The following is a 26,339-nucleotide window of genomic DNA, read 5'->3' as shown; positions in this document are numbered from 1 at the left end:
AGCTCATGCCATTGGTGCGATCGCATAGGCCCGAAACACGGCCCCATAGAAACAGCCGGACGCAACGAGGACGAAGCCGTGCCAGATCGCATTCTGGAACGGCAGGCTTTCCCAGACGTGGAAAATGACACCGATCGAGTAGAGCAGGCCGCCTGCGACGATCAACCATAAGGTGGTCGCGGGCAGGAGGCTGACGCTCTCCCAGATCAGGAGACCGCTCCACCCGATCAGGAGATAAAGCGCGATCGACAGGCGGTCGAACCGACCCGGCAGAGCCACCTTGATGACGACGCCGGCCGCCGCCGCGAGCCACACGACGACGAGGAGGGTCTGGGCGAAAATGCTCCCGCTCAGCTTCATCAGGAAGGGGGTGTAGGTGCCGGCGATGAGAACGTAGATCGCCGAATGGTCGAAGCGCCTGATGAACCACTTGCGGGGCGAGATCGGCCACATGTTGTAGGTCGCCGAGACGATCAGGACCGCGAGGAGGGCCGCACCATAGATCGAAACGGGAATCAGATCGAACAGCGGAGCGCGGTTGGCGACCTGAACGATCAAGGCTGCGACGGCTCCCAGCCCGAGGGCAATGCCGAGGACATGGATCACACCGTCAGCCCAAAGCTCGGCGCGCCTGAAGACGAAGCGTCCTACGACGGGAACGTTCACGGCAATTCCTCACGCGCTGGCAGCTCAAGTTGGTTTGGCACGTAGCGGGAACCTGTGTCATCTCAATGTCGTCGCCTGTGCTGCATCGTCACAGGCCTGCCGGCTTATCGGATGTGTCTTTGCGGTTCCCGGAAGCGCGGGTGATGCATTGCGGCCCCTGTTGCGCATGCCTTGCGATGCTCGGAAGGTCTCCCGGGCACCGACCGGCATGATCCAGCCCCGCCATTTCGCCATGGCCGGGCCGGCGCTTTTGCGCCTTGGAGAGCGCAGCTGCCTGTGATTACCTCGGCTGCAGCCAAGGGGGAACGGATGCCGCGCCGCATTGCATTTGGTGGATTTCTCCACGAAACCAACACCTTCGCACCCAGCATGGCCGGGATGGAGGCGTTCCAGCAAGGCGGTGGCTGGCCGCCGCTGGCGCGCGGCGAAGCGATCTTCGCAGCCGTGAAGGACGTCAATGTCAGCGCCGCCGGTTTCGTCGACAGCGCCCGTGGGCGGGATTGGGAGCTCGTGCCGACGCTCTGGTGTGCAGCCAGCCCCTCCGCCCATGTCACGACCGAGGCCTTCGAGACGCTCGCCGGCGAGCTGGTCGAGCGCATTGCCGCAGCGCTGCCGCTGGACGGGGTCTATCTCGACCTCCACGGCGCCATGGTCGCGCAGAATCACGATGACGGTGAGGGCGAATTGCTGCGGCGGGTGCGCGCTGCGATCGGGCCCGAGGTTCCGCTTGTCGTCAGCCTCGACCTGCACGGCAATGTCACGCCGCTGATGATGGCGATGGCCGATGCGCTCGTCGCCTTTCGCACCTACCCGCATGTCGACATGGCGCTGACCGGCAGCCGCTCGGCCGAGGTGCTGGCGCAATTGATCGACACAGGGGCCCGCCCGGCCAAGGCCTTCCGCCAGGTGCCCTATCTCATCCCCATCGCCTGGCAGGCGACGGCGATGGAGCCCTGCCGCACCATCTATGCCGAACTCGCCGCGCTCGAAGGCCCGGCCGTGCCCACGCTCTCCTTCCTGCCCGGCTTCCCGGCAGCCGATTTCCCCGATTGCGGCGCGACCGTCCTCGCCTATGGCGCGACGCAGGCCGATGCCGACCGGGCGGCCGATGCGGTCCTTGCCCGCGTGATGGCCAGTGAAGCCGCGTTCAAGGGCCGGGTCTTCTCGCCGGAGGACGGCGTGGCGGAGGCGATGCGTCTGGCCGAGACCGCGACGAAGCCCGTCGTCATCTCCGACACGCAGGACAATCCCGGCGCTGGTGGCGATTCCGACACGATGGGGATGGCCCATGCCCTGGTGCAGGGCGGCGCCAGCCGGGCCGCGATCGGCGTCATCGTCGATCCCGCTGCGGCTGCGGCCGCCCATGCCGCGGGCGAAGGCGCGACGATCTCGCTGTCGCTCGGAGCAAAGTCGGGTATCCCGGGCGACCGCCCGCTCGCGGGGGACTTTCTGGTCGAGACGCTGTCGGACGGCCGCTTCGTCGCGCCCGGCCCGTTCTACGGGGGATCGCGGATGAATCTCGGGCCGAGCGCCTGCCTGCGCGTCGGCGATGTCCGGATCGTCGTCGGCTCGCGAAAGGCGCAGATGGCGGATCAGGCGATGTACCGTCAGGTTGGCATCGAGCCGACCGAACAGGCGATCCTGGTCAACAAGAGCTCGGTGCATTTCCGCGCCGATTTCGAGCCGATCGCCGCCACGATCCTCGTCTGCGCCGCGCCGGGGCCGATGCCCGTCGATCCCGCCGCCTTGCCATGGCGCAGGCTGCGGCCCGGCCTGCGGACCTCGCCCCTCGGCCAGCCCTTCGCCTGAACAATCCGATATCTGGAGCCGTCATGCCCGCCCTGCCTGAGATACTGTCCTTCACGGACGAACTCGTCGCCATCCGCCGCGACCTCCATGCCCATCCCGAAATCGGCTTCGAGGAGGTCCGGACCTCCGACATCGTGGCGGAAAAGCTCACGAGCTGGGGCATCGAGGTCCATCGCGGCATCGGCAAGACCGGGCTGGTCGGCATGCTCAACGGCACCGGCGGACCGGGGCGGCGCATCGGCCTGCGCGCGGACATGGACGCGCTGCCGATCCAGGAGATCACCAATCTGCCGTGGCGCTCCACCGTCGCCGGCAAGATGCATGCCTGCGGCCATGATGGGCACACCACCATGCTGCTCGGCGCCGCCCGCTATCTCGCCGAGAACCGCGGCTTCAAGGGCACGGCGGTGTTCGTCTTCCAGCCGGCCGAGGAAGGGCTCGGCGGGGCGCGCAGCATGATCGCCGAAAAGCTGTTCGAGCGCTTCCCCTGCGACGAGATCTATGGGTTGCACAATTCGCCCGATCTCGAGCCCGGCCAGATCTCGATCTTCCCCGGCCCGGCCATGGCCGGTGCTGATTTCTTCGATATCAAGATCACCGGCCGCGGCAGCCATGGCGCCATGCCGCATATGGGGCGCGACCCGATCGTCGTGGCGATGAGCCTCGCCAACGCGCTGCAGACCATCGTCAGCCGCAATGCCGACCCGCGCGAGGCCGCCGTGCTCTCGATCACGCAGATCCATGCCGGCTCGGCCTATAACGTCATCCCCGAGGAGGCCGTGCTCGCCGGTACGATCCGCACCTTCTCGCCGGAGATCGGCGCGCTCGTGCGCGACCGCATGCGCGAGATCGCGGCCGGCACGGCGGCGAGCTTCGGCGTCACCATCGATGTCGACATCCGCAACATCTTCAACGTGCTGGTCAATCACGAGGCCCAGACCGACGCCGTTGTCGCTGTCGCTGCCGAGATCGTCGGCAACGAGGGCGTGCTCACCGATGGCAAGCCGCTGATGGGCAGCGAGGATTTCGCCGACATGCTGCGCGTCGTGCCTGGCGCCTATGCCTGGGTCGGCCATGCCGGCACCGTGCCGGTGCACAATCCGTCCTACGTTCTCGACGACGGCATTCTGCCGGTCGGCGCCAGCCTGCTGGCCCGGCTCGTCGAAACGCGCGCAGCCGCCTGAGGGCCGACCCGATGAATCTCGCCGCGCTGCCGCTCGACACCGAGGCCTTGCTCGCGGGCCTGCGCCCGTGGATCGAGTGCGAGAGCCCGACCTTCGACGCCGCCGCCGTCAACCGGATGATGGACCTCGCCGCCGCCGACACCGCAACGGCCGGCGCCAGTATCACCCGCATTCCCGGTCCGAAGGGGCTGGGCGACTGCGTGCGCGCCACCTTCCCGCATCCGCGTCAGGGCGAGCCCGGCATTCTGGTGATGTCGCATCTCGACACGGTGCATCCGGTCGGGACGCTGGCGAAGCTGCCCTTTCGTCGCGAGGGCTCGCGCTGCTACGGGCCGGGCATTCTCGACATGAAGGGCGGCGCCTATGCCGGCTTGCAGGCCATCGTCGCCCTGACAAAAGCCGGCGTCGCGACGCCGCTGCCGATCACGGTGCTCTACACCTCCGACGAGGAGATCGGCAGCCCCGGCACGCGCGAATTGATCATGGAGGAGGCGCGCCGCCATCGCTACGTGCTGGTGCCGGAGCCCGGCCAGCCGGGCGATGGCGTCGTCACCGGGCGCTATGCCATCGCCCGCTTCAATCTCGCGGCTAAAGGCCGGCCGAGCCATGCGGGTTCGCGGCTGAAGGACGGCCGCTCCGCCATCAGCCTGATGGCGCGGCAACTGCTCACCATCGAAGAGATGACCGGCGAGGACTGCACCTTCTCGGTCGGCGTGATCGAGGGCGGCCAGTGGGTGAACTGCGTGCCGACCTCCTGCCGGGCCGAGGCGCTCAGCATGGCGAAGCGCCAGCAGGATCTCGACCGCGGCGTCGAGCGCATGCTCGCCTTGTCGCAGCGCGAGGCCGACGGCACGGGCTTCACGGTCGAACGCGGCGTCACCCGTCCGGTCTGGGAGCCCGACGAGGGCACGATGGCGCTCTACCGGCAGGCGCGCGACATTGCCGCGGAACTGGGCTGGGATCTCGGCCATGCCTCGGCCGGCGGCGGCTCCGACGCCAATTTCACCGGCGCGGCCGGAATTCCTTCGCTCGATGGGCTTGGTCTGCTCGGTACCGGCTATCACACGCTGGAAGAGCATATCGAGGTGGACAGTCTGGCGCGGCGCACCCGCCTGATCGCCGGGCTGCTCGCGCGCCTGTCGGATTGAGGCGTGGGGCCGCAGCCGCGGCCCCGGCCGGACACAGCATCACGATGAGCACAGCTTGAAGGGGAACGATGCAAGCCGACCGCGTCATCCAGACCATCGAGACCCATACGGGCGGCGAGCCGTTCCGGATCGTGACGAGCGGGCTGCCGCGGCTGCCCGGCAAGACGATCGTGCAGCGGCGCGACTGGGTGAAGAACAACATCGACGATGTCAGGCAGGCGCTGATCTTCGAGCCGCGCGGCCATGCCGACATGTATGCCGGTTACCTGACCGAGCCGGTTTCGCCCGAAGCCGATTTCGGCGTCATCTTCGTGCATAACGAAGGTTACAGCGACCATTGCGGGCATGGCGTCATCGCCTTGGCGACCGCCGCCGTCGAGCTCGGCTGGGTCCAGCGCACCGAGCCGGAAACGCGGGTGGGAATCGACGCGCCCTGCGGCTTCATCGAGGCCTTCGTCGCCTGGGACGGCAGGCGCGCCGCCAGCGTGCGCTTCGTGAACGTCCCGTCCTATCTGCTCTATCCCGACGTCAGCGTGGAGACGCCGACCTACGGCCGGGTCACCGGCGACATCGCCTTCGGAGGAGCCTTCTATTTCTACACCGATGGCCGCCCCTTCGGCCTGACGATCCGCCGGGAGAAGGCTGAGGCCCTGATCCGCTTCGGCGCCGAGGTGAAGGCAGCCGCCAACGCCGCCTTCCCGGTCGTGCACCCGGAAATCCCCGAGCTGAACCATATCTACGGCACGATCATCGATGGCGATCCGCTCGACCCCAAGGCGACGCAGGCGAATTGCTGCATCTTCGCGGACCGGCAGCTGGACCGCTCTCCGACCGGTTCCGGCACGGCCGGGCGGGCCGCGCTGCTCCATGCCAAGGGGTTGCTCAAGCCCGGCCAGATTCTGATCAACGAATCCATCGTCGGCTCGATCATGACGGGGCGGGTCCTGAAGGAGACTAGGCTGGGAGAGATCGACGCCGTCATCCCGGAAGTCTCCGGCAGTGCGCATCTCTGCGGTCAGGCGAGCTGGATCATCGATCGCGACGATCCGCTGCGGCACGGCTTCCTGCTGCGGTAGCGGGCTCGCTGGAGCATTTTCGAGCGAAGTGGACGCCGGTTCGCGTGAAGAAAATGCGATAAAATAAAACGCTAGAGCGGCCCGAGATCGCGAACGATCAGGTTGTAGAGCGCCTGAGCGGCGGGAGTCAGCGTTTCGCCGCGCCGGCGGATCAGCGAGACCGGGCGGTCGACGATCGGGTCGACCAGCGGAATCTGGGCGAGGTCAGGGCGCAGGTTCTCGACGAGGGAAGCGACCAGAATGGCGATCCCCAGTCCTTCCGAGGCCAGCCCGATCGCGCTGGAGAAATACTCGACCACGAACTTGGTCTTCACCTCGATCCCTGAGCGCGACAGCTGCGCTTCCATCAGCAGCCGGTTGCCGCTGCTGCCGCCCAGCGTGATCAGATCCTGGCCGGCGAGATCGGCCCAGGCGATGGTTTCGCGTCCGGCCAGCGGATGATCGTTGCGGCAATAGACGACGAAGGGATCGCGGACCAAAATCTCGTTGTGCAGGTCCTGCTGGTTCGGCGGCTGGACATGCAGGCCGAACTCCGCCTGGCGCCGCCGTACCGCCTCGATGACCAGCGTGCTGGTCCGGTCGAGGATCTCGACGCGGTTGTTCGGGTGCCGCGTGGCATAGCTTCTGAGTATGCGCGGCAGGCGGCCATACATCAGCGACGGCACCGAGGCGATCGTGATGTCGCCGGTCGAGAAGCGCGACATCGTCTTCAGCCGCTCGAACGAGCGGTCGACGGCGTCGAGCATACGCTGGGCTTCCGGCAGGAATTCGCGGCCGATGCTGGTCAGCGCGACGGTCCGTGTCGTGCGGTCGATCAGCTTGAGCCCGACATGGGCCTCGAGCCGCTGGATGCGCCGCGTCAGGCCGGTCTGCGTGACGTGCAGCTTCTCGGCCGCCTTGTTGAAGCTGCCGAGCTCGGCGATCTGGATGAAGGCCTCGATGCCGTCGATCGGATGTTTCATGACAAAAGATCATTGATATATGTCATTATTTCAGCATACGAGCATAGCCACCTTGGTCAATAGTGTTCCCGAAAGGCGCCCAACCGCTGCGAAGCGGGATGCGAGGCAGCCGTGAGGAAACGCAGAGATGACCGATACCAGTGCCCGCACCCGCGGCAGGCGCGTGCTCGTCACGCATGACCGTTTGGCCGAGAACGCCATCCAGCTTCTCAACGCGCATGACGTCGACGTCTTCTTCTCGCCCGCCTATGCGCCGAGCGAGCAGGTGGCCCAGCGTGCAGCCGAATTGCAGGTCGATGCGCTGATCGTCCGCCAGGGCCGTGTCGACGAGGCGATCATTGCAGCCTCGCCGCGCTTGCGCGTCATCGCCAAGCACGGCGTCGGCGTCGACAATATCGACCTGCAGGCGGCCGCTTCGCGCGATATTCCCGTCATCCGCGCGATGGGCTCGAACTCGCGCGCCGTCGCCGAGCACACCATCGCACTGGCCCTGACTCTGCTGAAGGACATCCCGCGCCTCGATACGGCCGTGAAGGCCGGAACCTGGCCGAAGCCGAGCTTCATCGGGCGCGACATCATCGGCACCGTGATCGGGCTCGTCGGCTTCGGCTCGATCGGCCAGCATGTCGCCCGGATGGCGCAGGGCCTCGGCATGACCGTCCTGCTGCACGACCCCCATGCCCGCGCGGCGATCGCGCAGTTCGGGGCGGATTGCGAACGCGATCTCGACAGCCTCGTTGCGGAAGCCGACATCGTCAGCCTGCATTGCCCGCTGACCAACGCCACGCGCGATCTGCTGGACGCGCGCCGCTTCGGCCTGATGAAGCCGACCTCGCTGGTGGTCAACACGGCCCGCGGCGCCCTCATCAATGAGGCGGCGCTTGTCGCCGCGCTGCTGGAAGGCCGGATCGCCGGCGCGGGCCTCGACAGTTTCGCCGTCGAGCCGCCGGCCGCGGACAGCCCGCTCTGGGCGCTGCCCAACCTGATCGCAACCCCGCATATCGCCGGCGTGACCGCGGGATCGGCCAAGACGATGGCCGAGATCGCCGCCCGGCACGTCATCGCCGTGCTCGATGGAGAAGAGCCGGATGCGGCCAGCCTCGCGAGGTTGACCGAACTCGCTGCCTGAAGATCCGGACCAGATACCGGACGACCATAACAAACGGGAGGAAGATCATGAAGATTGTCTACAAGGCGCTCGCCGCGCTCGCTCTGTCGGCGCTCGCGACGACGGCATCGGCACAGCAATATCCGGAGAAGCCGATCCGCCTCGTCATTCCGTTTCCGCCGGGCGGCGGCACCGACGTCGTCGCGCGCGTCATTGCCCAGAAGCTCGGCGAAAGCACGGGCTGGACTATGGTGGCCGAGAATAAGCCGGGCAGCGGTGGCAGCGTCGGCCTGAGCCTCGCCGGCAAGGCTGCGCCGGACGGCTACACCATCGTTCTCGCGCAGAACGCCAATCTCGTGATCAACCCGATCCTCGGCAAGGCCAATTACGACCCGATCAAGGATTTCGCGCCGATCGGCCTCGTCGCCTCGGCGCCGCAGGTGCTGGTCGTCGCCAAGGATTCGCCCTTGAAGACGGTCGAGGATCTCATTGCCGCGGCGAAGGCCAAGGACGGCAAGCTCACCTTCGCCTCGCCCGGCGTCGGGACCAGCTCGCATCTGGCCGGCGAACTCCTGCAGCAGATCGCGGGGGTGAAATTCCGTCACGTCCCCTACAAGGGCGCGGCCCAGGCGCTGCCGGACCTGCTCGGCGGGCGCGTCGAGATCTACATCTCCTCGGTCCCCTCGGCGATGGTGCAGATCAAGGAAGGCGTGCTGCGCCCGATCGCGGTCTTCGCGACCAAGCGCGATGCCGACCTGCCGGATGTCCCGACCTTCGAGGAGAAGGGCCTGAAGAATTCCGAGGCCGTGACCTGGTGGGGTCTGGCGGCGCCGACGGGCGTCCCTGCGCCGATCGTCGCGCGCATCAATACCGAGCTCAACAAGGTGCTGCAGCAGCCCGATACCAAGGCCAAGCTGCGCTCGGCCGGCGCCGAGGCGCTCGGCGGCAGCAGCGAGGAGTTCGGCGCGCTGATCAAGTCCGATGTGCCGAAATGGACCGAGGTCATCAAGGCGGCCGGCGTGAAGGTCGCCGACTGAGCCGATACGCAGGCTGGGGCCGCCACCACAAGGCGGCGGTTTCCCGGCACGTCGTACCATCCATCCCAGAAAGTCTGTGTCCCGGCGGCGCCAAGCCGTGCCGCCCGGCATCCTGCGGATATCGGCCATGAGAACCAGCATCTTCAAGAACCAGGACGCCCTCGCCGGCCTGCTGTTCATGGGACTAGGCGCGCTCGGCTTCGCGATTGCGCTCGGCTACACGTTCGGGACCACGATCGACATGGGGCCGGGCTATTTCCCGCGCGTCCTCAGCCTCGTCCTGATCGGCTTCGGCATTGTCATCTTCGTCAGGGGGCTGCGTCATTGCATGCCCGTCGAGGGCGGATGGGGCTGGCTGCCGCTTGCCCTGTTGAGCGCCTCGCTCCTGCTCTTCGGTTTCCTGCTCGAGCGGGCCGGTCTGGTGCCGGCGCTTGCTGCGCTGTTCTTCGTCTCGGCCCGTGCCGGCCATGAATTCAAGACGCGGGAGGTGCTCGTCCTGACGGCGGTGATGTCGGTCTTCGCCGCCGTCGTCTTCGTCTGGGGGCTGAAGCTGCCCTACGCCCTCTTCGCGTGGAATTTCTGATCATGGAGATCATCGATCACTTCGTGCTCGGCTTCGGCGTCGCCCTGTCGCTGCAGAACCTGGCCTATTGCTTCCTCGGCGTGCTGCTGGGCACCCTGATCGGCGTGCTGCCGGGCGTCGGCCCGCTGGTGACGATCTCGATGCTGCTGCCGATCACCTTCGGCCTGCCACCGGTCTCGGCCGTCATCATGCTCTCCGGCATCTATTACGGCGCGCAATATGGCGGCTCTACCACCGCGATCCTCGTCAATCTGCCGGGCGAGACCTCGTCGGCCGTCACCTGCCTCGACGGCTACCAGATGGCGCGTCGTGGCCGGGCCGGTGCCGCGCTCGCCATCGCCGCGCTCTCCTCCTTCGTCGCCGGCTGCATCGGCACGCTCTTGATCGTCGCGCTCGGTGTGCCGCTCGCCTCCTGGGCCCTGCGCTTCGGCGCCGAGGACTACTTCGCCCTGATGGTGCTCGGCCTCGTCGCGGCCTCGGTGCTGAGCCATGGCGACATGGTCAAGGCGCTCGCCATGGTCGTGGTCGGGCTGCTGATCGGCCTTGTCGGCACCGATGTGAACTCGGGCGTCGAGCGCTACACCTTCGGCCTGCCAGAGCTCGCCGACGGCATCGGCTTCACCGTGCTCGCCGTCGGCATCTTCGCGATTTCCGAGGTCGTCATCAACCTGGAGCAGAAAGAGGCACGCGAGGTCTTCACCAGGAATGTCGGCGGCCTGATGCCGCGCTGGGAGGATCTGAAGGCCTCGTTCCTGCCGACCTTGCGCGGCACTGCGATCGGCTCCTTCTTCGGCATCCTGCCCGGCACCGGCCCGTCGATCTCCTCCTTCTCCGCCTATATGCTCGAGAAGAAGCTCGCCAAGGACCCGTCCCGCTTCGGCCAGGGCGCGATCGAGGGCGTCGCCGCGCCGGAAGCCGCCAACAACGCGGCCGCACAGACCGCCTTCATCCCGACGTTGACGCTCGGCATTCCCGGCAGCGCGACCATGGCGCTGATCCTCGGCGCGCTGATCATGAACGGCGTCCAGCCCGGTCCCACGGTGATGGCGCGCAATCCCGAACTGTTCTGGGGCGTCATCGCCAGTATGTTCATCGGCAACGCCCTGCTCGTCGCGCTGAACCTGCCCTTGGTCGGCCTCTGGGTCCGCCTGCTCAGCATTCCCTATCGCTGGCTGTTCCCGGCGATCGTGATGTTCTGCGCGCTCGGCAATTACAGCCTGAACAACAGCGCGATCGACGTCTATCTCTGCGCGGCGATCGGCGTGCTCGGCTATGTGCTGGCGAAGCTGAAATGCCCTCCCGCGCCGCTGGTGCTGGGCTATGTGCTCGGCCCGATGATGGAAGAGAACATCCGTCGGGCGCTGCTGCTCTCGGAAGGCGATCTCTCGATCTTCGTGAAGAGCCCGATCAGCCTGACCTTCCTCTCGCTCTCGCTGCTGCTGCTCGTCAGCATGGCCCTGCCCGCCATCCGCCGCGGCAAGGCGCGCGTCGATCAGGAAGAGGAAGCCAGCGTGACCTGAGCGCGCCGGCGCAACCGCCCGTTTCGCAGCACCTCATTCTCCCAGCCGCTGCGCTGCCCAGTTCGCCGGACCGGCAAGCTGCAATCACCAAGGACGTCCCATGATCGGATTTCGCATCCTCAAGCGCCGCCGCCAGGTCGAGGCCGAACTCGTCGCGCGCTTCCGTACGGTCCCGGTCGCGAATGTCAGCGATTCGATGTCGCGGATGATGGCCGGTGGCGCCTCGCTGCGTCCGCTCCATCGTGGGGGCGTGATGGCCGGCCCGGCGCTTACCGTGAAGACGCGGCCGGGCGACAACCTGATGATCCACAAGGCGCTCGACCTCGCCGTTCCCGGCGACGTCATCGTCGTCGATGGCGGTGGCGACCTCACCAATGCGCTGATCGGCGAGTTGATGATCGCCCATGCCCGCAAGCGCGGCATCGCCGGGATCGTGCTTCACGGCGCGGTGCGCGACTCCGCCTGGATCCGCGAGAACGACCTGCCGATCTATGCCGCCGGCATCAGCCATCGCGGTCCCTACAAGGACGGCCCCGGTGAGATCAACGTGCCGATCGCGATCGAGGGCATGGTGATCGAGCCCGGCGACCTCGTCATCGGCGACGATGACGGCATCCTCTGCGTGCCCTTCGACCAGGCGGAGACGATCTATGCCGCGGCCCACAAGAAGCACGCGATGGAAGAAAAGAAGATGCAGGCGATCGAGCAGGGCAAGGACGATCGTAGCTGGATCGACGCCACGCTCGCGCGGCTGGGCTGCGCCATCGAGGCCTGATCGCTGCGGAGGTCGGCGAACCCTATCGCTTCAGCGCCGCTCGCAGATCCTTGACCTGTCCCGGTGTCACCGGCGGCGCGGCGTTGCCCCAGCTGTTGCGGACATAGGTCAGCACGTTCGCGACATCGGCATCGCCGAGATTCCAGCCGAAGGACGGCATCGCGGGCGTCGTCGGCCGGGCCGTGGTGGCGACGGCCTGGCTGCCCTGCAGCACGACGCGGATGAGCGAGGTCGGGTCGGTGCTGTTGATCACAGGGGCCTTGGCGAGGGTCGCGAAGAGCGAGGCCTGGCCCGCGCCGGTCGAGTTGTGGCAGGCCGAGCAGCGGTCGAGATAGATCGCCTTGCCGGCGGCCATTGCCGGATCGGTTGCCGCAAGCGGTTGCGGGGCGGGCGTGCCGTCGCTCTTGATGTCCTTGAGATAGGCCGCGACCGCCTGGAGATCGGCATCGGCCCATTTGCTGGTCGACTGGGTGATTGCTTCCGCCATCGGCCCCGAGGCGATGTCGAAGCGGTTCGCGCCGGTCTTCAGATAGGAGACGATGTCGTCAGTCGACCAGCTGCCGAGGCCCTTATGCGGATCGCCGGTCAGGTTGGGGGCGTACCAACTCTGGAGACTGCCGCCCCGCAGGAATTCGCCGGATTTGTCGGCGCCTGTCAGGCTCTTCGGCGTATGGCAGGTGCCGCAATGGCCGGCGCCGTTGACGAGATAGGCGCCGCGGTTCCAGGCTGCCGACTTCTCGGGATCAGGCTGGAACTCCTTCGGCGAGAAGTTGAGCCAGTTCCAGCCGATCATCGAAGCGCGGATGCTGAACGGGAAGGGGAGCTGGTTCGAGACGACGTGGTTCGTCACCGGCTCGACCTTCTGGAAATAGGCCCAGAGATCGGCGATGTCGGCGTCCTTCATCGTCGCGTAGGCGGGATAGGGCATCGCCGGATAAAGCCGCTTGCCGCCCTTGCCGATGCCCGTCTTCAGCGCATTGCGGAAATCGGCATAGCTCCAGCTGCCGATACCGGTCTCGGGATCGGGCGTGATGTTCGGAGGTACCAGTGCGCCGAAGGGGGTTTGCAGCGGCAGGCCGCCGGCGAAGGGCTTGCCGCCCGGTCTGGTGTGGCAGGCGGAGCAATCGGCCAGGACAGCCTGATAGCGGCCGGCCTCGATGCGGTCGAACAGGTCGGAGGCGAAGCCCTTCGCCCCGAAGACGGTGGCGGCCGCGAGGCCGGCGATGAGCGCTGCCTTCTTCATGCTTCCACCAGCTTGCCGGGGGTCTTCAGATAATGATTACGGATGGCATCCGCGGCCCAGTAGGCGAGTGCGCCGACCGGGCCTGTCGGGTTCTTGCCGGCATTCTGCGGGAAGGCGGAGGCGCCGATAACGAAGACGTTCGGCACGTCCCAGGCCTGCAGGTGGCGGTTGACGGCGCTGGTCTTCGGGTCCGTGCCCATGATCGCGCCGCCGGTGTTGTGGGTGCTCTGGTAGGGGACGGAGTTCCAGCCCTTGCGCTGCTTGCCGACCACCGCCTGCTTGCCGCCGAGCGCGTCGGCGATCTCCTTCATGCGGTCGCTGACCCAGTTCGACATGCGGATGTCGTTGTCCGGGAAATCGAAGGTCACACGCAGCAGCGGCCGGCCGAAGCGGTCCTTATAGGTCGGGTCGAGGTCGAGATAGTTGCCGCGTGTCGCGTAGGAGGAGCCCTGCGACGAGAAGATCAGCGTGTTGTTGTAGTACTGCTTCGTCGCCTTCTTCCAGGCGGAGCCCCAGCGCGGCGTGCCGGGCGGCACCGGCCGGTACTGGATCGGACGGCCATTGGTCGGGATGCAGTTGATGCCGGCGCCGCCGACGAAGTCCAGCGGGCCATGGTCGAAGGCATCGCCATTATAATCGTCCAGCGACTGGCCAAGCGCACCGGCCGCGATGAACGGGTTCATGTGCTTGCCTTCGAAGAAGACCTGTGTGCTGGCATTGGTCTGGTAGCAGTAGTTGCGCCCGACCACGCCTTCGCCGCTCGCCGGGTCATAAGGCTTGCCGATGCCGGAGAGCAGCATCAGCCGGACATTGAACAGGCCGTAGGCGTTGAGCAGGACGAGATCGGCCGGCTGCTCGAAGGTTTCGCCGTTGACGTCGATATAGGTGACGCCGGTCGCGGTCTTGCCATCGGCCGCGAGGTTGATCTTCAGCACCTCGCATTCGGTGCGCGCCTCGAAATTCGATTTGCGCATCAGCACCGGCAGCACGGTCGTATGCGCGCTCGACTTCGAATAATTGGCGCAGCCGAAGCGCTCGCAGAAGCCGCAAGCCGTGCACTGGCCCATCGCGATGCCCAGCGGGTTGACATAGGCGCCGGAGAGATTGGCCGAGGGCGTCGGGAAGGGGTGCAGTCCCTTGGAGCGCGCTGCTTCCGCGAACAGGGTCGGCGCATAGGTCATCTGCATCGGCGGCAGCGGATAGTCGCGCTTGCGCGGTCCCTCGAACGGGTTGCCGCCCTGCTGGATCGCGCCGTTGAGGTTCCCGGCCTTGCCGGAGATGCCGCAGAGATATTCGAAACGGTCGAAGGCGCTCTCCATCTCGTCATAGGAGACGCCCCAGTCCTGGATCTGGAGCTCGGAAAGCCGGTCCGCCCCGTAGCGCTCGGTCAGATGGGTCTTCAGCGCGAAATCGCTTGGGAAGAAGCGCCAGGTATGGCCGTTCCAGTGCGTGCCCGCGCCGCCGACCCCGGTTCCGGGCAGGAAGGAGCCGTAGTCCCGCATCGGCAGCGCCGTCTGCGAGACGTCATTGCGCATCGTCATGGCTTCCTGCGCCGGCTGCAGGAACAGATCCTTGCGCACGGCATAGCGGAGCTCATCGGGCGCATAGGCGACGTTGAAATCGGTCGCCGTGTCGCGCCAGGGGCCGCGCTCGATCGCGACGACGTCGAGGCCGGCATCGGTCAGTTCATGGGCCAGGATCGAGCCGGTCCAGCCGAGCCCGACGATGACGACATCCTTGCGGGGGAGTTTTCGGGCCATGTCTCAGTTCCCGCCTGCCTTGTCGCCGGTCTTCCATTCCGGCCGTCCCGCGATCGACAGGGGCGGCAGGGGGAAGGGCTTGTTATGGGCCGTGATGTAGTCGCGGTAATCGTAGCGGGCGCCCGGGAAGCCGATGAATTTCCAGCCGGCCATGTCCTTGTTGCCGCCATAGATCGGGTCGGCGAAGAAGCCTTCCATCGTGTTCTGCAGCACGAGGTTGAAGAAGCCGGCGGCCGGCTTGTAGTCGACCTTGCCGGCTTCGAAATCCTTCAGGGCCTGATCCTGCTCGGCAGCGGCGAGGTCGAAGAAGTTCTTGCCGGAGAACTGCGCCTGTACGTGCTTGTTCAGCGCGGCGAGGCCGTCCCGGTAGCGCGCGACCGGCGTCTCGGCGCCCTGATAGCCTTGCGTCGGCAAACCGGCGGCGAAGGGGCCTTGCATATAGAGCCGGTCCGATGAGCCGTAGCTGCCGGCGAGCTGGCGGTCGATGAAGCTGGCGCAGCCGGCATCCTTGCCGCCGATGCTGAGCTCATCGGCCGGGATCAGCCGGTCGACGATCGCCTCGACGGTGCGGGCTTCATCCGGCGTCAGCACATACCAGCGCCCGCCGGGCAAAGGCTCCGGCGGCAGGGCTGCAAAGGGCTTCCAGGGGAGGGTGCCGGAATGCTCGGTGGCGCGGGCGCCGGGAACCGATGCGATCAGGAAGAGCAGGCCGGTGGAGGAGAGGAAGCGGCGGCGACTGAAAGACGAGGTGGGCGGCATCGGGCAGCCTTTTCGATCGGCGTGAGCCAGGAGGTGCCGGCTCCGCTATCGGCAAGCTCTGCCTCGGATCGGGCGGGATCAATCGGAAAGCCCGCGCAGCCGCCATGCTCTACGAACATGGAACAATTCCAATGTGGTTCTCCGCAGTCGATACGGAGCCGGCAAGCCCTGAGGGGATGCGAGTGCTTGCCCCCTCAGCCGAGAGACGTTCTGCATTGACTTCCGGGCGCTGTTCGCGCCTAATTTCCGAGAGCCGACTACCCCCGATTGGGCGGTTAGCACTCTCAGTTTCCGCGCCGCGCGCGGACGATCGGCTTCAACGTGAAACCGACAGTCGAGGCGTACACGGTTGCCATGCCGTGGTACGAGCGGGAGGATTTCTCCCGGCTCTGGGAACTCGCTCACGACCGCGATCAGATGCCCTCGGATTATGAGACCTGGCATCAAAATGCGGTGGCGGTGATGAATGCCTGGCTCGCACGAGGGCGAGCGCTGGAAATCGTCACGATCAAGCCGGCTGAATTTCTTGCCTGGCTCCAGGAAAGCGGCCTACCGAACACTGCCGAAACGCGCCGGAAGTATGTGGAGCTTCGCGCGGGCACTCACTGCCACGACGTCGCGTAGGACAGGCGAGCCGTTCGCCCCCCCTGGCCCGGCCCGTGCGGCCGCTCTCTCAGGAGCCGCGCGCAGCAAGGTAATGGTCGAGGCTCGCGCGGGTTCCTGACCGCCAGAGACGCTGCAGCGCCAGCGTGAAGCTATCGCGGAAGCGCTGGTTCGTCCCGAGATCGCCGTAGACATCCTGCATCGCAAGCCAGGCTTCGGGCATTTGCCGGGCCTGCCGCGCCTGCGTCGTCAGCCGCGACCAGTTCGGGTCGTTCGGCGCGATCGCTTGGCCGCTTTCGGTTTCGCCATGGCAGTAGCGGCACCATAGCGCGCTGACGAGGGCCAAGCCGTCGATGGAGCGACCGCTCTGCAAGGCATCGCGCAATGTCGGCAGGATGAATTTCGGCTGGCGGTTGGAGCCATCGAGGCAGAGCCGGCGGATGGTGTCGCCGATCTTCGGATTGGCGAAGCGCCGTTCGATCGTGCGCTTGTAATCGGCGAGATCGGTATCCGGCACCGGGGGAACGACGGGGATGACCTCATCGTCCAGAAGTGCCGAGAGAAAGCGGGCGATCTGGGCATCCTGCATCGCCTCATGGACGAAATGGATGTCGAGCAGGCCGGCTGGATAGGCGATCGCCGCATGGCCGCCATTGAGGATGCGGATCTTCATCAGCTCGAAGGGCGCGACATCGGCGACGAACTGGACGCCGACCTCTTCGAGGCGCGGGCGGCCGGCCGGGAAATAATCCTCCAGCACCCATTGCCGGAAGTCCTCGCAGAAGACGGGCCTGGTGTCGTCGAGGCCGAAATCGTCGCGCAGTACCTGGCGCTCGCGGTCCGAGGTCGCGGGCGTGATGCGGTCGACCATGCCGTTCGGAAAGGCGACGCTCTCGCGGATCCACCGCGCCTCAGTGGGATCGATGAGATCGACGAGGCCGGCGACGGCATCCGCGGCGACATGGCCATTGCCCGGCAGGTTGTCGCAGGGCATCACGGTGAAGGGCGGCAGGCCGGCGGCGCGGCGCCTCAGCAACCCGGCGGCGATCAGGCCAAAAGCGGTCTTCGGGTGTGCGAGGCGATCGGCTGCATCGGCGAGGATATCGGGATGGCCGGGATCGAAGGCCTGCGTCGCCGGATCAATGTAATAGCCGCCTTCCGTGACGGTCAGCGAGACGATCCGCGTGCGGGGATCGACAAGTTTTTCGAGAACCGCCCCGCTGTCGCCCGGCGCGACGAAATCGATCATCGCGCCCGTGACGCGCGCCTGCGAGCGTTCCGCCTCCTGCGTCACCACCGTGGTCAGGAAATCCTGCGCGGCGAGATCGCGGCCCATCTCGGCGTCGTTCTCACGCACGCCGGTGCCGACGATGGCCCAGTCGCGATCCAGCCCGCGCTCGAACAATTCGTCGAGATAGGCGGCCTGATGGGCGCGATGGAAGTTGCCGACGCCGATATGGACGATGCCGGGGCTCAGCTCGTCCCGCCGGTAGCCGGGGATGCCGACTGACGGCCCGAGCTGTCCAAGCGTGGCGCGGGACAGGCGCACTGCCATGACTCAGGCCTGCCTTGTCTTGCGCAGCATCAAGGCGAGGTCCGGGCGGTCGCTGGTGATCTGCGAGATCGGCTGGCCCAGCCAGAAATCGAGCTCGCGCACGGTATTGGGAACCCAGGCGCCGAGCTTGTCGCGCCCGACGATGCCGACAGCGCGATCGACGGTCAGCCGCAGCAGCGACTGCTCGACGGCGATGACGCAGCCGAGATCGACGAAGCGCTGCAAGGTTCGGTCGACGCCGCCGAAGGCCTCGCAGGAGCGGCGGTCGACCGAGGCGAGCCGGCGCATATGCGGGGCCTTGGCCCGGATCTCCTCGATCACCTCCGGCACAAAGCAGGTCAGCACGACGCGGGAGGCCATCTTGCGGGCTTCGACCAGCGCGATCACCTTGTCGAGCAGGCCGGGATAGGGATTGCCGAAGGCATCCATCTTCATCTCGATCTCGAGCTCGATCCCGGTCGGGCCGAAGACATCGAGCACCTCCGGCAAGGTCGGAATCGTCTCGCCGAGCGTGTCGTCGAGCTTCACTTTGGCGAGCGCCTCGCGCGACAGATGCGCGACCGGCCCCTTGTGGTCGGTGGTGCGGTCGAGCAGCGGGTCGTGGATCACCATGATCTCGCCGTCGCTGGACAGGTGCACGTCGAGCTCGACGGCGTCGACGCCGAGGCCGCAGACGTTGCGGAAGCCGCTCAGGCTGTTCTCCGCCCAGATATTGCGCGCGCCGCGATGACCGATGATCCGCATGTCGATGAGCCCTGTTGCCTGTTGGCGGGTTATTCGCCGGCTATTTGCCGCTGTCCACCAGCCCCTTCACGAACCAGCGCTGGAGGACGAGGATGACGAGGGTCGGCGGCAGCATCGTCAGGAAGGCCGCGTTCATCAGGAGATGCCAGGTCGGCAGGGAGTCGCTCTGCGGCATCAGTTTCTTCAGGCCGATCACGGCATTGGCCATGGCGGGCTCGGTGGTCAGCAGGAGCGGCCAGAGATACTGGTTCCAGCCCATCAGGAAGAGGATGATCGCCAGCGCCACAATGTTCGAGCGCGAGAGCGGCAGCAGGATCAGCCGGAAGAACTGCCAGGGCGTGGCGCCGTCGATGCGGGCGGCCTCGCAGAGCTCGTCGGGGATGGTGAGGAAGAACTGGCGGAACAGGAAGGTCGCGGTCGCCGAGGCGATCAGCGGCAGGATCAGGCCCGAATAGGTGTTGACCAGGTTCCAGTCGAGACCGACCAGCGCCTGGATGCCGAGCCAGGAGCCGAGGATGTTGAGCGGCAGCGCGACATTCGCCGCCGACTCGTAGGTCGGCACGATGCGCACCTCGATCGGCAGCATCAGCGACATGAAGATCAGCCAGAAGGCCGTCATCCGGAAAGGGAAGCGGAAATAGGTGACGGCGAAGGCCGCGATCACCGAGACCGCGAGCTTCCCGATGGTGATGCCCGAGGCGATGATGAAGGAGTTGAGCAGGAGCCGGCCGAAATTGGCGCTGCTGAGAACGGTCTGCATATTCGCCAGGAACTGGTCGCCGGGCAGCCAGGACATCGGCACCTGCATGATCTCGGCCTGTGAGAGCGAGCCGGTGACGAAGACGAAATAGATCGGCAGGCAGACGAGCGCCGCGCCCACCAGCAGGATGAGGTGACAGACGGCGTCGATGACAGGAGTGCGTTCGTTCATCGCTCTAGACGCTGTAGTTCACGCGGCGCTCCACGAAGCGGAACTGCGCGAAGGTCAGGAACAGTGCGAGCGCCATCAGCACCACGGATTGCGCCGCCGATGAGCCGAGGTCGAGCGTGACGAAGCCATCCTGGTAGACCTTGTAGACGAGGATCGAAGTGGCGCCGGCGGGGCCGCCCCGCGTGGTCGCATCGATGATGGCGAAGGTCTCGAACAGCCCGTAGACGAAGTTGATCACGATCAGGAAGAACAGTGTCGGCGTGATCATCGGCAGCGAGATGCGCAGGAAGCGCTGGACCGGCCCGGCGCCGTCGAGATAGGCGGATTCGAGGATCGACTGCGGCACCGACATCAGCGCGGCGACGAGGAAGATGTAGTTGTAGCAGATGTGCTTCCACGAGGCCGCCATCACGACCAGCGCGAGCGCGTGCCAGGAATTGCGGTTCGGGTCCCAGTCCAGCCCCAGCCCCTGCAGCATCTGCGCGACAGGGCCGACGCGGGGATTGAACAGGAAGGCGAGCATGATGCCGGCGATCGCGGGCGCGATGGCATAGGGCAGCAGCAGCACGGTGCGATAGGCGCCGCGCCCGCGCAGGATGTGGTTCGAGGCGAAGGCGAGCAGCAGCGCGACCGACAGCGTCAGCACGTTCTGCGCGAGGGTGAAGATCAGCGTCACCTGCGCCGAGGACCAGTAGACGCCGCTGCGAAACAGCCGCTCGAAATTCTGGAAGCCGACCCATTGCGTGGTGGCGCCGAACGGGTCCGTGAGCTGGAAAGCCTGGATCAGCGCCCTGATCGAGGGGATGAAGAAGAACAGCAGCAGGATGAAGAGCTGCGGCGCGAGCAGCCAGAAGGGCAGGCGCCATTCCCTGAAATGGGCGCGCTTCAGCCCGCTTTCGGCCTGACCATCGCCGGCTCCCTTCAGGAGCAGGCGCCGGAACGGCCAGCGGAGACGAGAGTCTCCGCCAGCCGTTCCGGGAAGGGTAGCCGTATTATTTCTTGTCGGCATTGAGCTGCTCGTAGCGGCGCAGCACCTCGTTGCCGCGCGAGACCGCATCGTCGAGCGCCTGCTGCACCGGCTTCTTGCCGAGGAAGGCGGCCGAGACCTCCTCCATGATCCCGACATTGATCTGGTTGCTGTTGCCGATGCGGAAGCCGAGCGAATTGTCGCTGGGCGTGCCGCGCATCAACTGCACCACGGCGATCTCGCGGGTCGGGTTCTTCTGGTAGTAGCCCTGCGCCTTGGCCGCTTCATAGGCCGCGGTGGTGACCGGGACATAGCCCGTCGCCTGATGCCACCAGACCTGCGTGTCGGTCTTGGCGAGGAAGTCGTAGAAGGCGGCGACCGCCTTGTACTTCTCCGGCGTATGGCCCTTCAGGGTCCAGAGCGCGGCGCCGCCGATGACGCTGTTCCGGGGGGTGACGCCCTGTTCATAAGGCAATTCGGCGGCGCTCCAGTCGAATTTCGCGGCGGCGACGACGGCGGCATGCGAGGCGGTCGAGGCGATGATCGTCGAGCATTCGCCGGAGGTGAAGAGCTGGATCGGGATGATGCCCTGGCCGGCGAGCTGCATTACGTTGGACGAGACCAGCCGTTTCATGCGCTCGACCTGGCCGACGAGCTTGCCCTTGTTGAAGACGAAGCTGGTGTCGAGGCCGTCCATGCCGTTGCGCTTGGTCGCATACGGGATGTCGTTCACCGCGCTGTAGTTCTCGAGGAAGCTCCACTCGTAGTCGCCCGGCAGCACCATCGCGCATTTCGAAACGCCCTTGGCCTTGATCGCGTCGAGCTGCGGCTCGAGCTCCTGCCAGGTCGCGCCGGGCTTGTCGAAGCCGGCGGCTTTGAAGTGGTCGCGGTTGTAGAACAGGATCGGCGTCGAGGAGTTGAACGGCATCGCCTGCAGCTTGCCGCCGATCGTGTAGTAGCTGACCACCGGAGCGATGAATTTGGAGGCGTCGACCGGGCGTCCCTGCTGTTCCATCAGCTCGGCGGTCGGGACGATGGCGCCGGAATTGACCATCGTCAGGAAGGAACGCTCGTTCGACTGCACGATCTCGGGCTGGCGCTTGGCGCGATAGGCCGCGATCGTGCCGTTCAGGACCTCGTCGTAATTGCCCTTGGCGATCGCCTTGACGACGTAATCCTTCTGCGAGTCGTTGAACTTCTTGACGAGATCGTCGACGCGCTCGCCGAGCGCGCCGCTCATCGCGTGCCAGAACTCGATTTCCGTCGCCGCCTGCGCGGAGCTGAGCCCCGCCAGCAGCAGAGCGCCCGCGCCCGCCAAGGCACCATAGAAAGGTCGCATGTCAAAGCCTCCCTCATCCGTTTTCTGCGAGCATATGCTCTTTGTTGAAGCATATGCTCGCACACTGGCTTGTTATGTCAACCGTTGGTGACGAGCGGATGACAGCCGTGCGCGATCGCTCGCGGGCGAGCGGGTGGAGGTGCGGGTTGATGGGCGGAGTCAGTCCGCGAGGAGCGCGCGGGCGGTGGCCTCGTCGGTGACGAGGCCGTTGACGATCTTGCCGGCCAGTGCGGCGCGCAATGGCGCGACCTTGGCGGGGCCCTGGCCGATGCAGATGCGCAGGCGGGTGCTGCCAGGCTCGGGCGGCACGCTGGTGACGCGCAGATTGGTGCCGCGCTCGAGGAAGCGGCCTTCGGCGTCGAAGACCCAGCCTGTGACCTCGCCGACCGCGCCGTGGCGGACCATGTCGAGCAATTCGCTGCGTGTCATGAAGCCGTCCCGGTACAGGACGGCGTCCTCGCCGATCTGGCTGATGCCCATCATCCAGAGATCAGCTTCGCCGGCGATGGCGCGGATGCGCCGGATCGACTCGATCTCGATGAGCTGGGCGCGCTCCTCGGGGCTCGAGACGTAGAGCGGCAGCGGCATCGGGAAATGTTGCGCCTTGGTGATTTCGGCGAGCTTCACCAGCGTGTCAAAAGGGCTGGCCGAGCCGTCGGGGGAGATAGTGCCGACCAGCGAAACCAGCCGGTGCAGCGGGCAGGACATCGGCGGCACGCGCTCGATGCTGGCGCGCATCGAGCGGCCGGTGCCGAGCGCCATGACCAGCGATTTGCGCGAGCGCAGCCAGCGCTCGATCAGCACGCCGCCGAGCGCGGCGATGCCGGCTGCGCCGGTTTCCGCCGAGCCGTCCGAAGGGGCGACATCGCAATGCAGCAGCTCGAAACGGTCGCGCAGCCGGGCGGCGAGGTCCATGCAGGTGCTGATCGGGTGGTTCATCCGGAAGCTGATCAGCCCCTCGCTGCGACAGAGCGAGACAAGGCGCTGCGCCGCCGGGCGCGAGATGTTCAGGATCTGCGCGATATCGTCCTGGGTGCGGCCGGCGATATAATAGAGCCAGCCGGCGCGGGCGGCGTCTTCGAGGCGGGTGCTGTCGTTGTCGGCCATCGGACCCGTCAGGTGGCGGCCGGCGCGAGCGCGAGCTCCCGCCAGGATTCGAAGAGGCGGTCGGCCCCGGCGGCGAGAAGCGCCTGCCGCTGATCCAGTACGGCAAAATGGCTGCCGGCAGCGAGGCCATAGGCCGTCATGCCCGCGGCCTTCGCCGCCATGACGCCGCTGACGCTGTCCTCGACCACCAGGCAGCGTTCGGGTGCGACGCCGCGCTCGCCCGCAGCCAACAGGAAGAGGTCGGGCGCCGGCTTGCCGCGCTTGACGCGCGTCGTGCTGAAGATCCGGCCTTCGAAGAGGTCCCAGAGACCGGTCTGGCGCAGGCAGATCTCAATACGCTCCTCATCGCTCGACGAGGCGACGCAATAGTCGCTGCCGAACGTCTTGACGGCCTCGCGAACGCCCTCGACCGGCTGGAGGTCGTTCCTGAAGGCGGTGAAGAGCTGTGCCCGCCAATCCCGCGTGAAATCAGCCGAGGCCGGGCGGCCGGTCATTCTCTCGTAATCCTCGACGACTGCGCTGGCCGGCCGCCCGAGATAGCGGCGCATGACCATCTCCAGATCATAGCCGGGATCGAAAGGCGAGAGAATATCGACCAGCGTCCGGCAGCTGATGGTTTCGCTGTCGACGAGCACGCCGTCGCAATCGAGGATGACGAGGTCGAAAGGGGAGGGCGGCTGAGGCATCGGGCAACAATCGATTTGAACGGATGCTCACATGAAGAGCATTCGCCCGATTGTCTGTCAAACCCGTTTCCGATCAGCGCAACGTGCGACTGACCTCCGCAGCACGACGCCAAGCCGCGTAGCGCTCCGCATAGGCCGCTGCCCTGGCTGGGTGCGGCATGAAGGTATCGGCTTCGCCTGATGGCGGCGTGCAGACCGCCTCGGGCTGCTCGCCGGTGCAGGCCAGACGGGCGAGGCGCGCGGCCCCGAAGGCGGCGCCGGCCTCGGCCTGGCGATAGCGCTTGAGTGGCAGGTTCAGCGTGTCGGCGAGGATCGACAGCCACAGATCCGAGCGCGCGCCGCCGCCGATCGCCAGGGCCTCCTCGATCGGCGAAGTCCCGGCCTCCAAGGCCTCCTGGCCATCCTTGAAGGCGAAGGCGACGCCTTCCAGCACCGCCTGGGTCATGGTCCGCCGATTGACCTCGTGGCCAAGGCCGGCGAAGATGCCGCGCATCTGCGGATCGTTATGAGGCGTGCGCTCGCCCGACAGGTAGGGCGTGAAGAGCACCGGCGAGGGCTGCTCGGCCTGCGGGCCGAGTTCGTTCAGCAGTGCAGCCTCCGAGTGCCCGCAGACCGAAGCCCACCAGCTCAGGCTGGCGGCGGCCGAGAGATGGACCGACATCTGGTGCCAGCGATCCGGCAAGGCGTGGCAGAAGGCATGGACGGCGCTGCCCGCGCGCGGCTCGAAGCCGGCGGTTGTGCGCCAGAACACCCCGGAGGTACCCAGCGACAGGAAGCTTGATCCCGTTGCCACGGCGCCCAGCCCGATCGCCCCGGCGGCATTGTCGCCAGCGCCGCCAGCGAAGAGCGGCGGACCGTCGAAGCCGAGCTCGCGGCTGAGTTCGGCGCGCATGCGGCCGGCCGGTTGCGAGCCTTCGACGAGGGCGGGCATGTGGCTGCGGTCGAGCCCGGTCGCGGCCAGCATCCGGTCCGACCAGCCGCGGCGGTCGGTATCGAGCCACAGCGTCCCGGAGGCGTCGGACATTTCCTCGATCGCCTCGCCGGTCAGGACGAGCCGCAGGTAGGCCTTCGGCAGCAGGATCTTGCGGGTGTGCCGGAAGATGTCGGGCTCGTGCCGGCGCACCCAGAGCAGTTTTGGCGCGGTGAAGCCGGGCATGGCGATGTTGCCGGTGATCGCCCGGGACTCGGGCTCGATCGCCTCGATCTCCGCACATTCGGCTTCGGCACGGCCGTCATTCCAGAGGATGCAGGGGCGCAGCGGTTCATCGCGCTCGCCCAGCAGCACCGCGCCATGCATCTGCCCGGAGAGGCCGATGCCGGCGCAGCGACGGAAGGCATCGGGCGTGGCATCCCTCAGGCTGCGCAGGACGTCCAGCGTGGCGGCGACCCAGTCGGAGGGCGTCTGCTCCGACCAGAGCGGCGCGGGGCGGCTGACGACAAGCTCCCGCGCAGCCGTGGCGAGCACGCTCTGCCGGTCATCGACCAGAACGGCCTTGACCGAGGACGTCCCGAGATCGATGCCGATGAAGCTCACATCGGGGCCTTGTAGTGAGGGTTCAGCGACGATCTTCGGGCAAGCCGCCCGGATAGATCATGCTCTTGACCATACCAGCTTCATTGGCGGCGTGGCGCTGGAAGGCGGCCGGCCCCTCGGCAAGCGGGAAGCGGTGGCTGACCACGGCCTCGACATCGACCTTGCCCAGCGCCACTAGCTCGATCGCGCGCGGGTAGACATGGCCCATCCGGCGCGAGAACTTGATGTTCAGCCCGCGCCTGCGGGCTTCGGCGGCCGGGATCACGTAGCTGTCGCCATCGGGAATGCCGACCAGCACGACGCGGCCGCCGATGCGGGCGGCGCGGATCGCGTCGCGGAAGCCTTCTGGGGCGTTGGTCGCCTCGATCACCAGCGGCAGGCCCTCGCCCTTCGTCCATTCGGCTATGTCGGCGACACCGGCGCCGGCCTTGCTCGCGCCAAGCTTGAGCGCCAGCTCGCGGCGATGCGGCTGCGGATCACAGGCGAGGATTTCGCCGACGCCGGCAGTCCGCAGCACCTGCAGGATCAGCAACCCGATCGGGCCGCAGCCGATCAGCGCCACGCGTTCGAGCAGGCGCGGCCTGGCGAGGTCGACCGCATGGATCGCGACGCCGAGCGGTTCGAGCATGACGGCATCGCTCGGCGAGAAAGTCTCAGGTACCGCGACGATCTGCGATGTCGGCACCCAGATCCGCTCGGTCATCGCCCCGTCATGCGGGGGGGCGCCGATGAAGACGACCTCGGGGCAGAGATTGGGATGACCGCTTCGGCAATGCTCGCACTGCCCGCAGGCCTGGTTGGGATCGACGGCGACGAGGGCGCCTCGCGTCAGGCCGAGCTCCGGCAGATCCTCGGTCAGCCAGCCGCTGAACTCGTGGCCGGGGACGAAGGGCGTCGCGATCACGGCCGAGCCGATGCCGCCATCCTTGTAGTAATGCAGGTCGCTGCCGCACAGGCCGACCGCGGCGACATCGAGCAGGGTCTCGCCCGGAACCCCTTCGCGGAGATTGAACGGGGCGACGCGCGCATCGCCAGCGGCGTGGAGGAAGACGGCATGGGACATGGAGGTCGGCGCTCGTTTCGCTGAAGGCCTTCGACAAATGTATTTTGTGATTTACATTGGTTTGCGTCAAGCGCGAAACCGCATGGGCTCTGCGCGTTGTGGGAGAGCCCGAAAGCGATGTAAGCCAGCTTGAGCCCTCGCCGAATGCCGCCGCGCCTGCCGCGAGCGGAGCCCACCGCA

At 66.7% G+C, this 26,339-nt stretch carries 24 protein-coding genes; 10 read left to right on the top strand and 14 right to left on the bottom strand.

The window, feature by feature from the left end:
- Nucleotides 1-3 precede the first annotated feature (3 nt).
- Nucleotides 4-672, bottom strand: coding sequence for a PAQR family membrane homeostasis protein TrhA (trhA, locus tag FHT98_RS08265; protein WP_142113656.1), 669 nt, complete (start codon nt 670-672; stop codon nt 4-6).
- Nucleotides 673-975: 303 nt separating this feature from the next.
- Here trhA and FHT98_RS08260 point away from each other — a divergent pair, with 303 nt between their 5' ends.
- The 4 genes from FHT98_RS08260 to lhpH all read left to right on the top strand — a co-directional run bounded on the left by FHT98_RS08260 (nt 976) and on the right by lhpH (nt 5,883).
- Nucleotides 976-2,475, top strand: a complete 1,500-nt coding sequence (locus FHT98_RS08260; protein WP_142113654.1) for a M81 family metallopeptidase — start codon at nt 976-978, stop codon at nt 2,473-2,475.
- A gap of 23 nt (nt 2,476-2,498) precedes the next feature.
- Nucleotides 2,499-3,659: a M20 aminoacylase family protein gene (locus FHT98_RS08255; RefSeq protein WP_142113652.1), complete on the top strand. Its 1,161-nt coding sequence runs from the start codon at nt 2,499-2,501 to the stop codon at nt 3,657-3,659.
- 11 nt (nt 3,660-3,670) lie between these two features.
- Nucleotides 3,671-4,807, top strand: a complete 1,137-nt coding sequence (locus FHT98_RS08250) for a M20/M25/M40 family metallo-hydrolase (protein WP_142113650.1) — start codon at nt 3,671-3,673, stop codon at nt 4,805-4,807.
- A 68-nt stretch (nt 4,808-4,875) separates the two neighbouring features.
- Entirely contained in the window at nt 4,876-5,883 is a 1,008-nt protein-coding gene (lhpH, locus tag FHT98_RS08245; RefSeq protein ID WP_142113648.1) for a trans-3-hydroxy-L-proline dehydratase, read from the top strand.
- 71 nt (nt 5,884-5,954) lie between these two features.
- Here lhpH and FHT98_RS08240 read toward each other — a convergent pair whose 3' ends face one another.
- Entirely contained in the window at nt 5,955-6,845 is an 891-nt protein-coding gene (locus tag FHT98_RS08240) for a LysR family transcriptional regulator (RefSeq protein WP_061970442.1), read from the bottom strand.
- A gap of 127 nt (nt 6,846-6,972) precedes the next feature.
- On the opposite strand from FHT98_RS08240, the gene FHT98_RS08235 reads away from it, so the two are divergent.
- From FHT98_RS08235 to FHT98_RS08215, 5 genes are all read left to right on the top strand, one after another.
- Nucleotides 6,973-7,974, top strand: coding sequence for a hydroxyacid dehydrogenase (locus tag FHT98_RS08235; RefSeq protein ID WP_142113646.1), 1,002 nt, complete (start codon nt 6,973-6,975; stop codon nt 7,972-7,974).
- 47 nt (nt 7,975-8,021) lie between these two features.
- Entirely contained in the window at nt 8,022-8,990 is a 969-nt protein-coding gene (locus FHT98_RS08230; RefSeq protein WP_142113644.1) for a Bug family tripartite tricarboxylate transporter substrate binding protein, read from the top strand.
- A 127-nt stretch (nt 8,991-9,117) separates the two neighbouring features.
- Nucleotides 9,118-9,573: a tripartite tricarboxylate transporter TctB family protein gene (locus FHT98_RS08225; RefSeq protein WP_142113642.1), complete on the top strand. Its 456-nt coding sequence runs from the start codon at nt 9,118-9,120 to the stop codon at nt 9,571-9,573.
- A gap of 2 nt (nt 9,574-9,575) precedes the next feature.
- On the top strand, nt 9,576-11,093 hold the full coding sequence (locus FHT98_RS08220; protein ID WP_142113640.1) for a tripartite tricarboxylate transporter permease: 1,518 nt from the start codon (nt 9,576-9,578) through the stop codon (nt 11,091-11,093).
- 100 nt (nt 11,094-11,193) lie between these two features.
- Nucleotides 11,194-11,868 carry an RraA family protein gene (locus tag FHT98_RS08215; RefSeq protein WP_142113637.1) on the top strand — a complete coding sequence of 225 codons (675 nt, stop codon included), beginning with the start codon at nt 11,194-11,196 and terminating at the stop codon, nt 11,866-11,868.
- A gap of 22 nt (nt 11,869-11,890) precedes the next feature.
- Here the strand turns inward: FHT98_RS08215 and FHT98_RS08210 are convergent, their stop codons facing one another.
- Genes FHT98_RS08210 through FHT98_RS08200 form a run of 3 tightly spaced genes read right to left on the bottom strand, consistent with a single transcriptional unit; the run spans nt 11,891 to nt 15,630 of the window.
- Nucleotides 11,891-13,111 carry a cytochrome c gene (locus FHT98_RS08210; protein ID WP_142113636.1) on the bottom strand — a complete coding sequence of 407 codons (1,221 nt, stop codon included), beginning with the start codon at nt 13,109-13,111 and terminating at the stop codon, nt 11,891-11,893.
- A complete protein-coding gene (locus FHT98_RS08205; protein WP_142113635.1) occupies nt 13,108-14,871 on the bottom strand; it encodes a GMC family oxidoreductase in 1,764 nt (587 codons plus the stop codon). The genes FHT98_RS08210 and FHT98_RS08205 overlap by 4 nt, the downstream gene beginning before the upstream one ends.
- Before the next feature lie 3 nt (nt 14,872-14,874).
- On the bottom strand, nt 14,875-15,630 hold the full coding sequence (locus FHT98_RS08200) for a gluconate 2-dehydrogenase subunit 3 family protein (RefSeq protein WP_142113633.1): 756 nt from the start codon (nt 15,628-15,630) through the stop codon (nt 14,875-14,877).
- A gap of 321 nt (nt 15,631-15,951) precedes the next feature.
- Between FHT98_RS08200 and FHT98_RS08195 the strand changes: the two genes are divergently transcribed.
- Nucleotides 15,952-16,254, top strand: a complete 303-nt coding sequence (locus tag FHT98_RS08195) for a hypothetical protein (protein WP_139163508.1) — start codon at nt 15,952-15,954, stop codon at nt 16,252-16,254.
- Between the two features lie 49 nt (nt 16,255-16,303).
- Here the strand turns inward: FHT98_RS08195 and FHT98_RS08190 are convergent, their stop codons facing one another.
- From FHT98_RS08190 to FHT98_RS08150, 9 genes are all read right to left on the bottom strand, one after another.
- A complete protein-coding gene (locus FHT98_RS08190) occupies nt 16,304-17,788 on the bottom strand; it encodes a mannitol dehydrogenase family protein (protein ID WP_142113632.1) in 1,485 nt (494 codons plus the stop codon).
- Between the two features lie 3 nt (nt 17,789-17,791).
- A complete protein-coding gene (locus FHT98_RS08185) occupies nt 17,792-18,532 on the bottom strand; it encodes a glycerophosphodiester phosphodiesterase family protein (RefSeq protein ID WP_142113631.1) in 741 nt (246 codons plus the stop codon).
- 40 nt (nt 18,533-18,572) lie between these two features.
- Nucleotides 18,573-19,463, bottom strand: a complete 891-nt coding sequence (locus FHT98_RS08180) for an ABC transporter permease subunit (protein ID WP_091856756.1) — start codon at nt 19,461-19,463, stop codon at nt 18,573-18,575.
- Nucleotides 19,464-19,467: 4 nt separating this feature from the next.
- Nucleotides 19,468-20,472, bottom strand: coding sequence for an ABC transporter permease subunit (locus FHT98_RS08175; protein WP_142113629.1), 1,005 nt, complete (start codon nt 20,470-20,472; stop codon nt 19,468-19,470).
- On the bottom strand, nt 20,456-21,769 hold the full coding sequence (locus FHT98_RS08170) for an extracellular solute-binding protein (protein WP_142113627.1): 1,314 nt from the start codon (nt 21,767-21,769) through the stop codon (nt 20,456-20,458). The genes FHT98_RS08175 and FHT98_RS08170 overlap by 17 nt, the downstream gene beginning before the upstream one ends.
- Before the next feature lie 159 nt (nt 21,770-21,928).
- Complete coding sequence (locus FHT98_RS08165) at nt 21,929-22,876, bottom strand: sugar-binding transcriptional regulator (protein WP_142113625.1); 948 nt, start codon at nt 22,874-22,876, stop codon at nt 21,929-21,931.
- An 8-nt stretch (nt 22,877-22,884) separates the two neighbouring features.
- Nucleotides 22,885-23,562: an HAD family hydrolase gene (locus FHT98_RS08160; RefSeq protein WP_142113623.1), complete on the bottom strand. Its 678-nt coding sequence runs from the start codon at nt 23,560-23,562 to the stop codon at nt 22,885-22,887.
- 73 nt (nt 23,563-23,635) lie between these two features.
- A complete protein-coding gene (xylB, locus tag FHT98_RS08155) occupies nt 23,636-25,096 on the bottom strand; it encodes a xylulokinase (protein WP_142113621.1) in 1,461 nt (486 codons plus the stop codon).
- 22 nt (nt 25,097-25,118) lie between these two features.
- Nucleotides 25,119-26,159 (bottom strand): zinc-dependent alcohol dehydrogenase, encoded by a 1,041-nt coding sequence (locus FHT98_RS08150; RefSeq protein WP_142113619.1) that lies wholly within the window; start codon nt 26,157-26,159, stop codon nt 25,119-25,121.
- Between the last annotated feature and the right edge of the window lie 180 nt (nt 26,160-26,339).

It is taken from the genome of Allobosea sp. AK1, from assembly GCF_006714945.1.
Classification (GTDB): domain Bacteria; phylum Pseudomonadota; class Alphaproteobacteria; order Rhizobiales; family Beijerinckiaceae; genus Allobosea; species Allobosea robiniae.
Note: the sequence above shows the minus strand (reverse complement) of the source record. Positions and strands in the feature narration are given on the sequence as shown.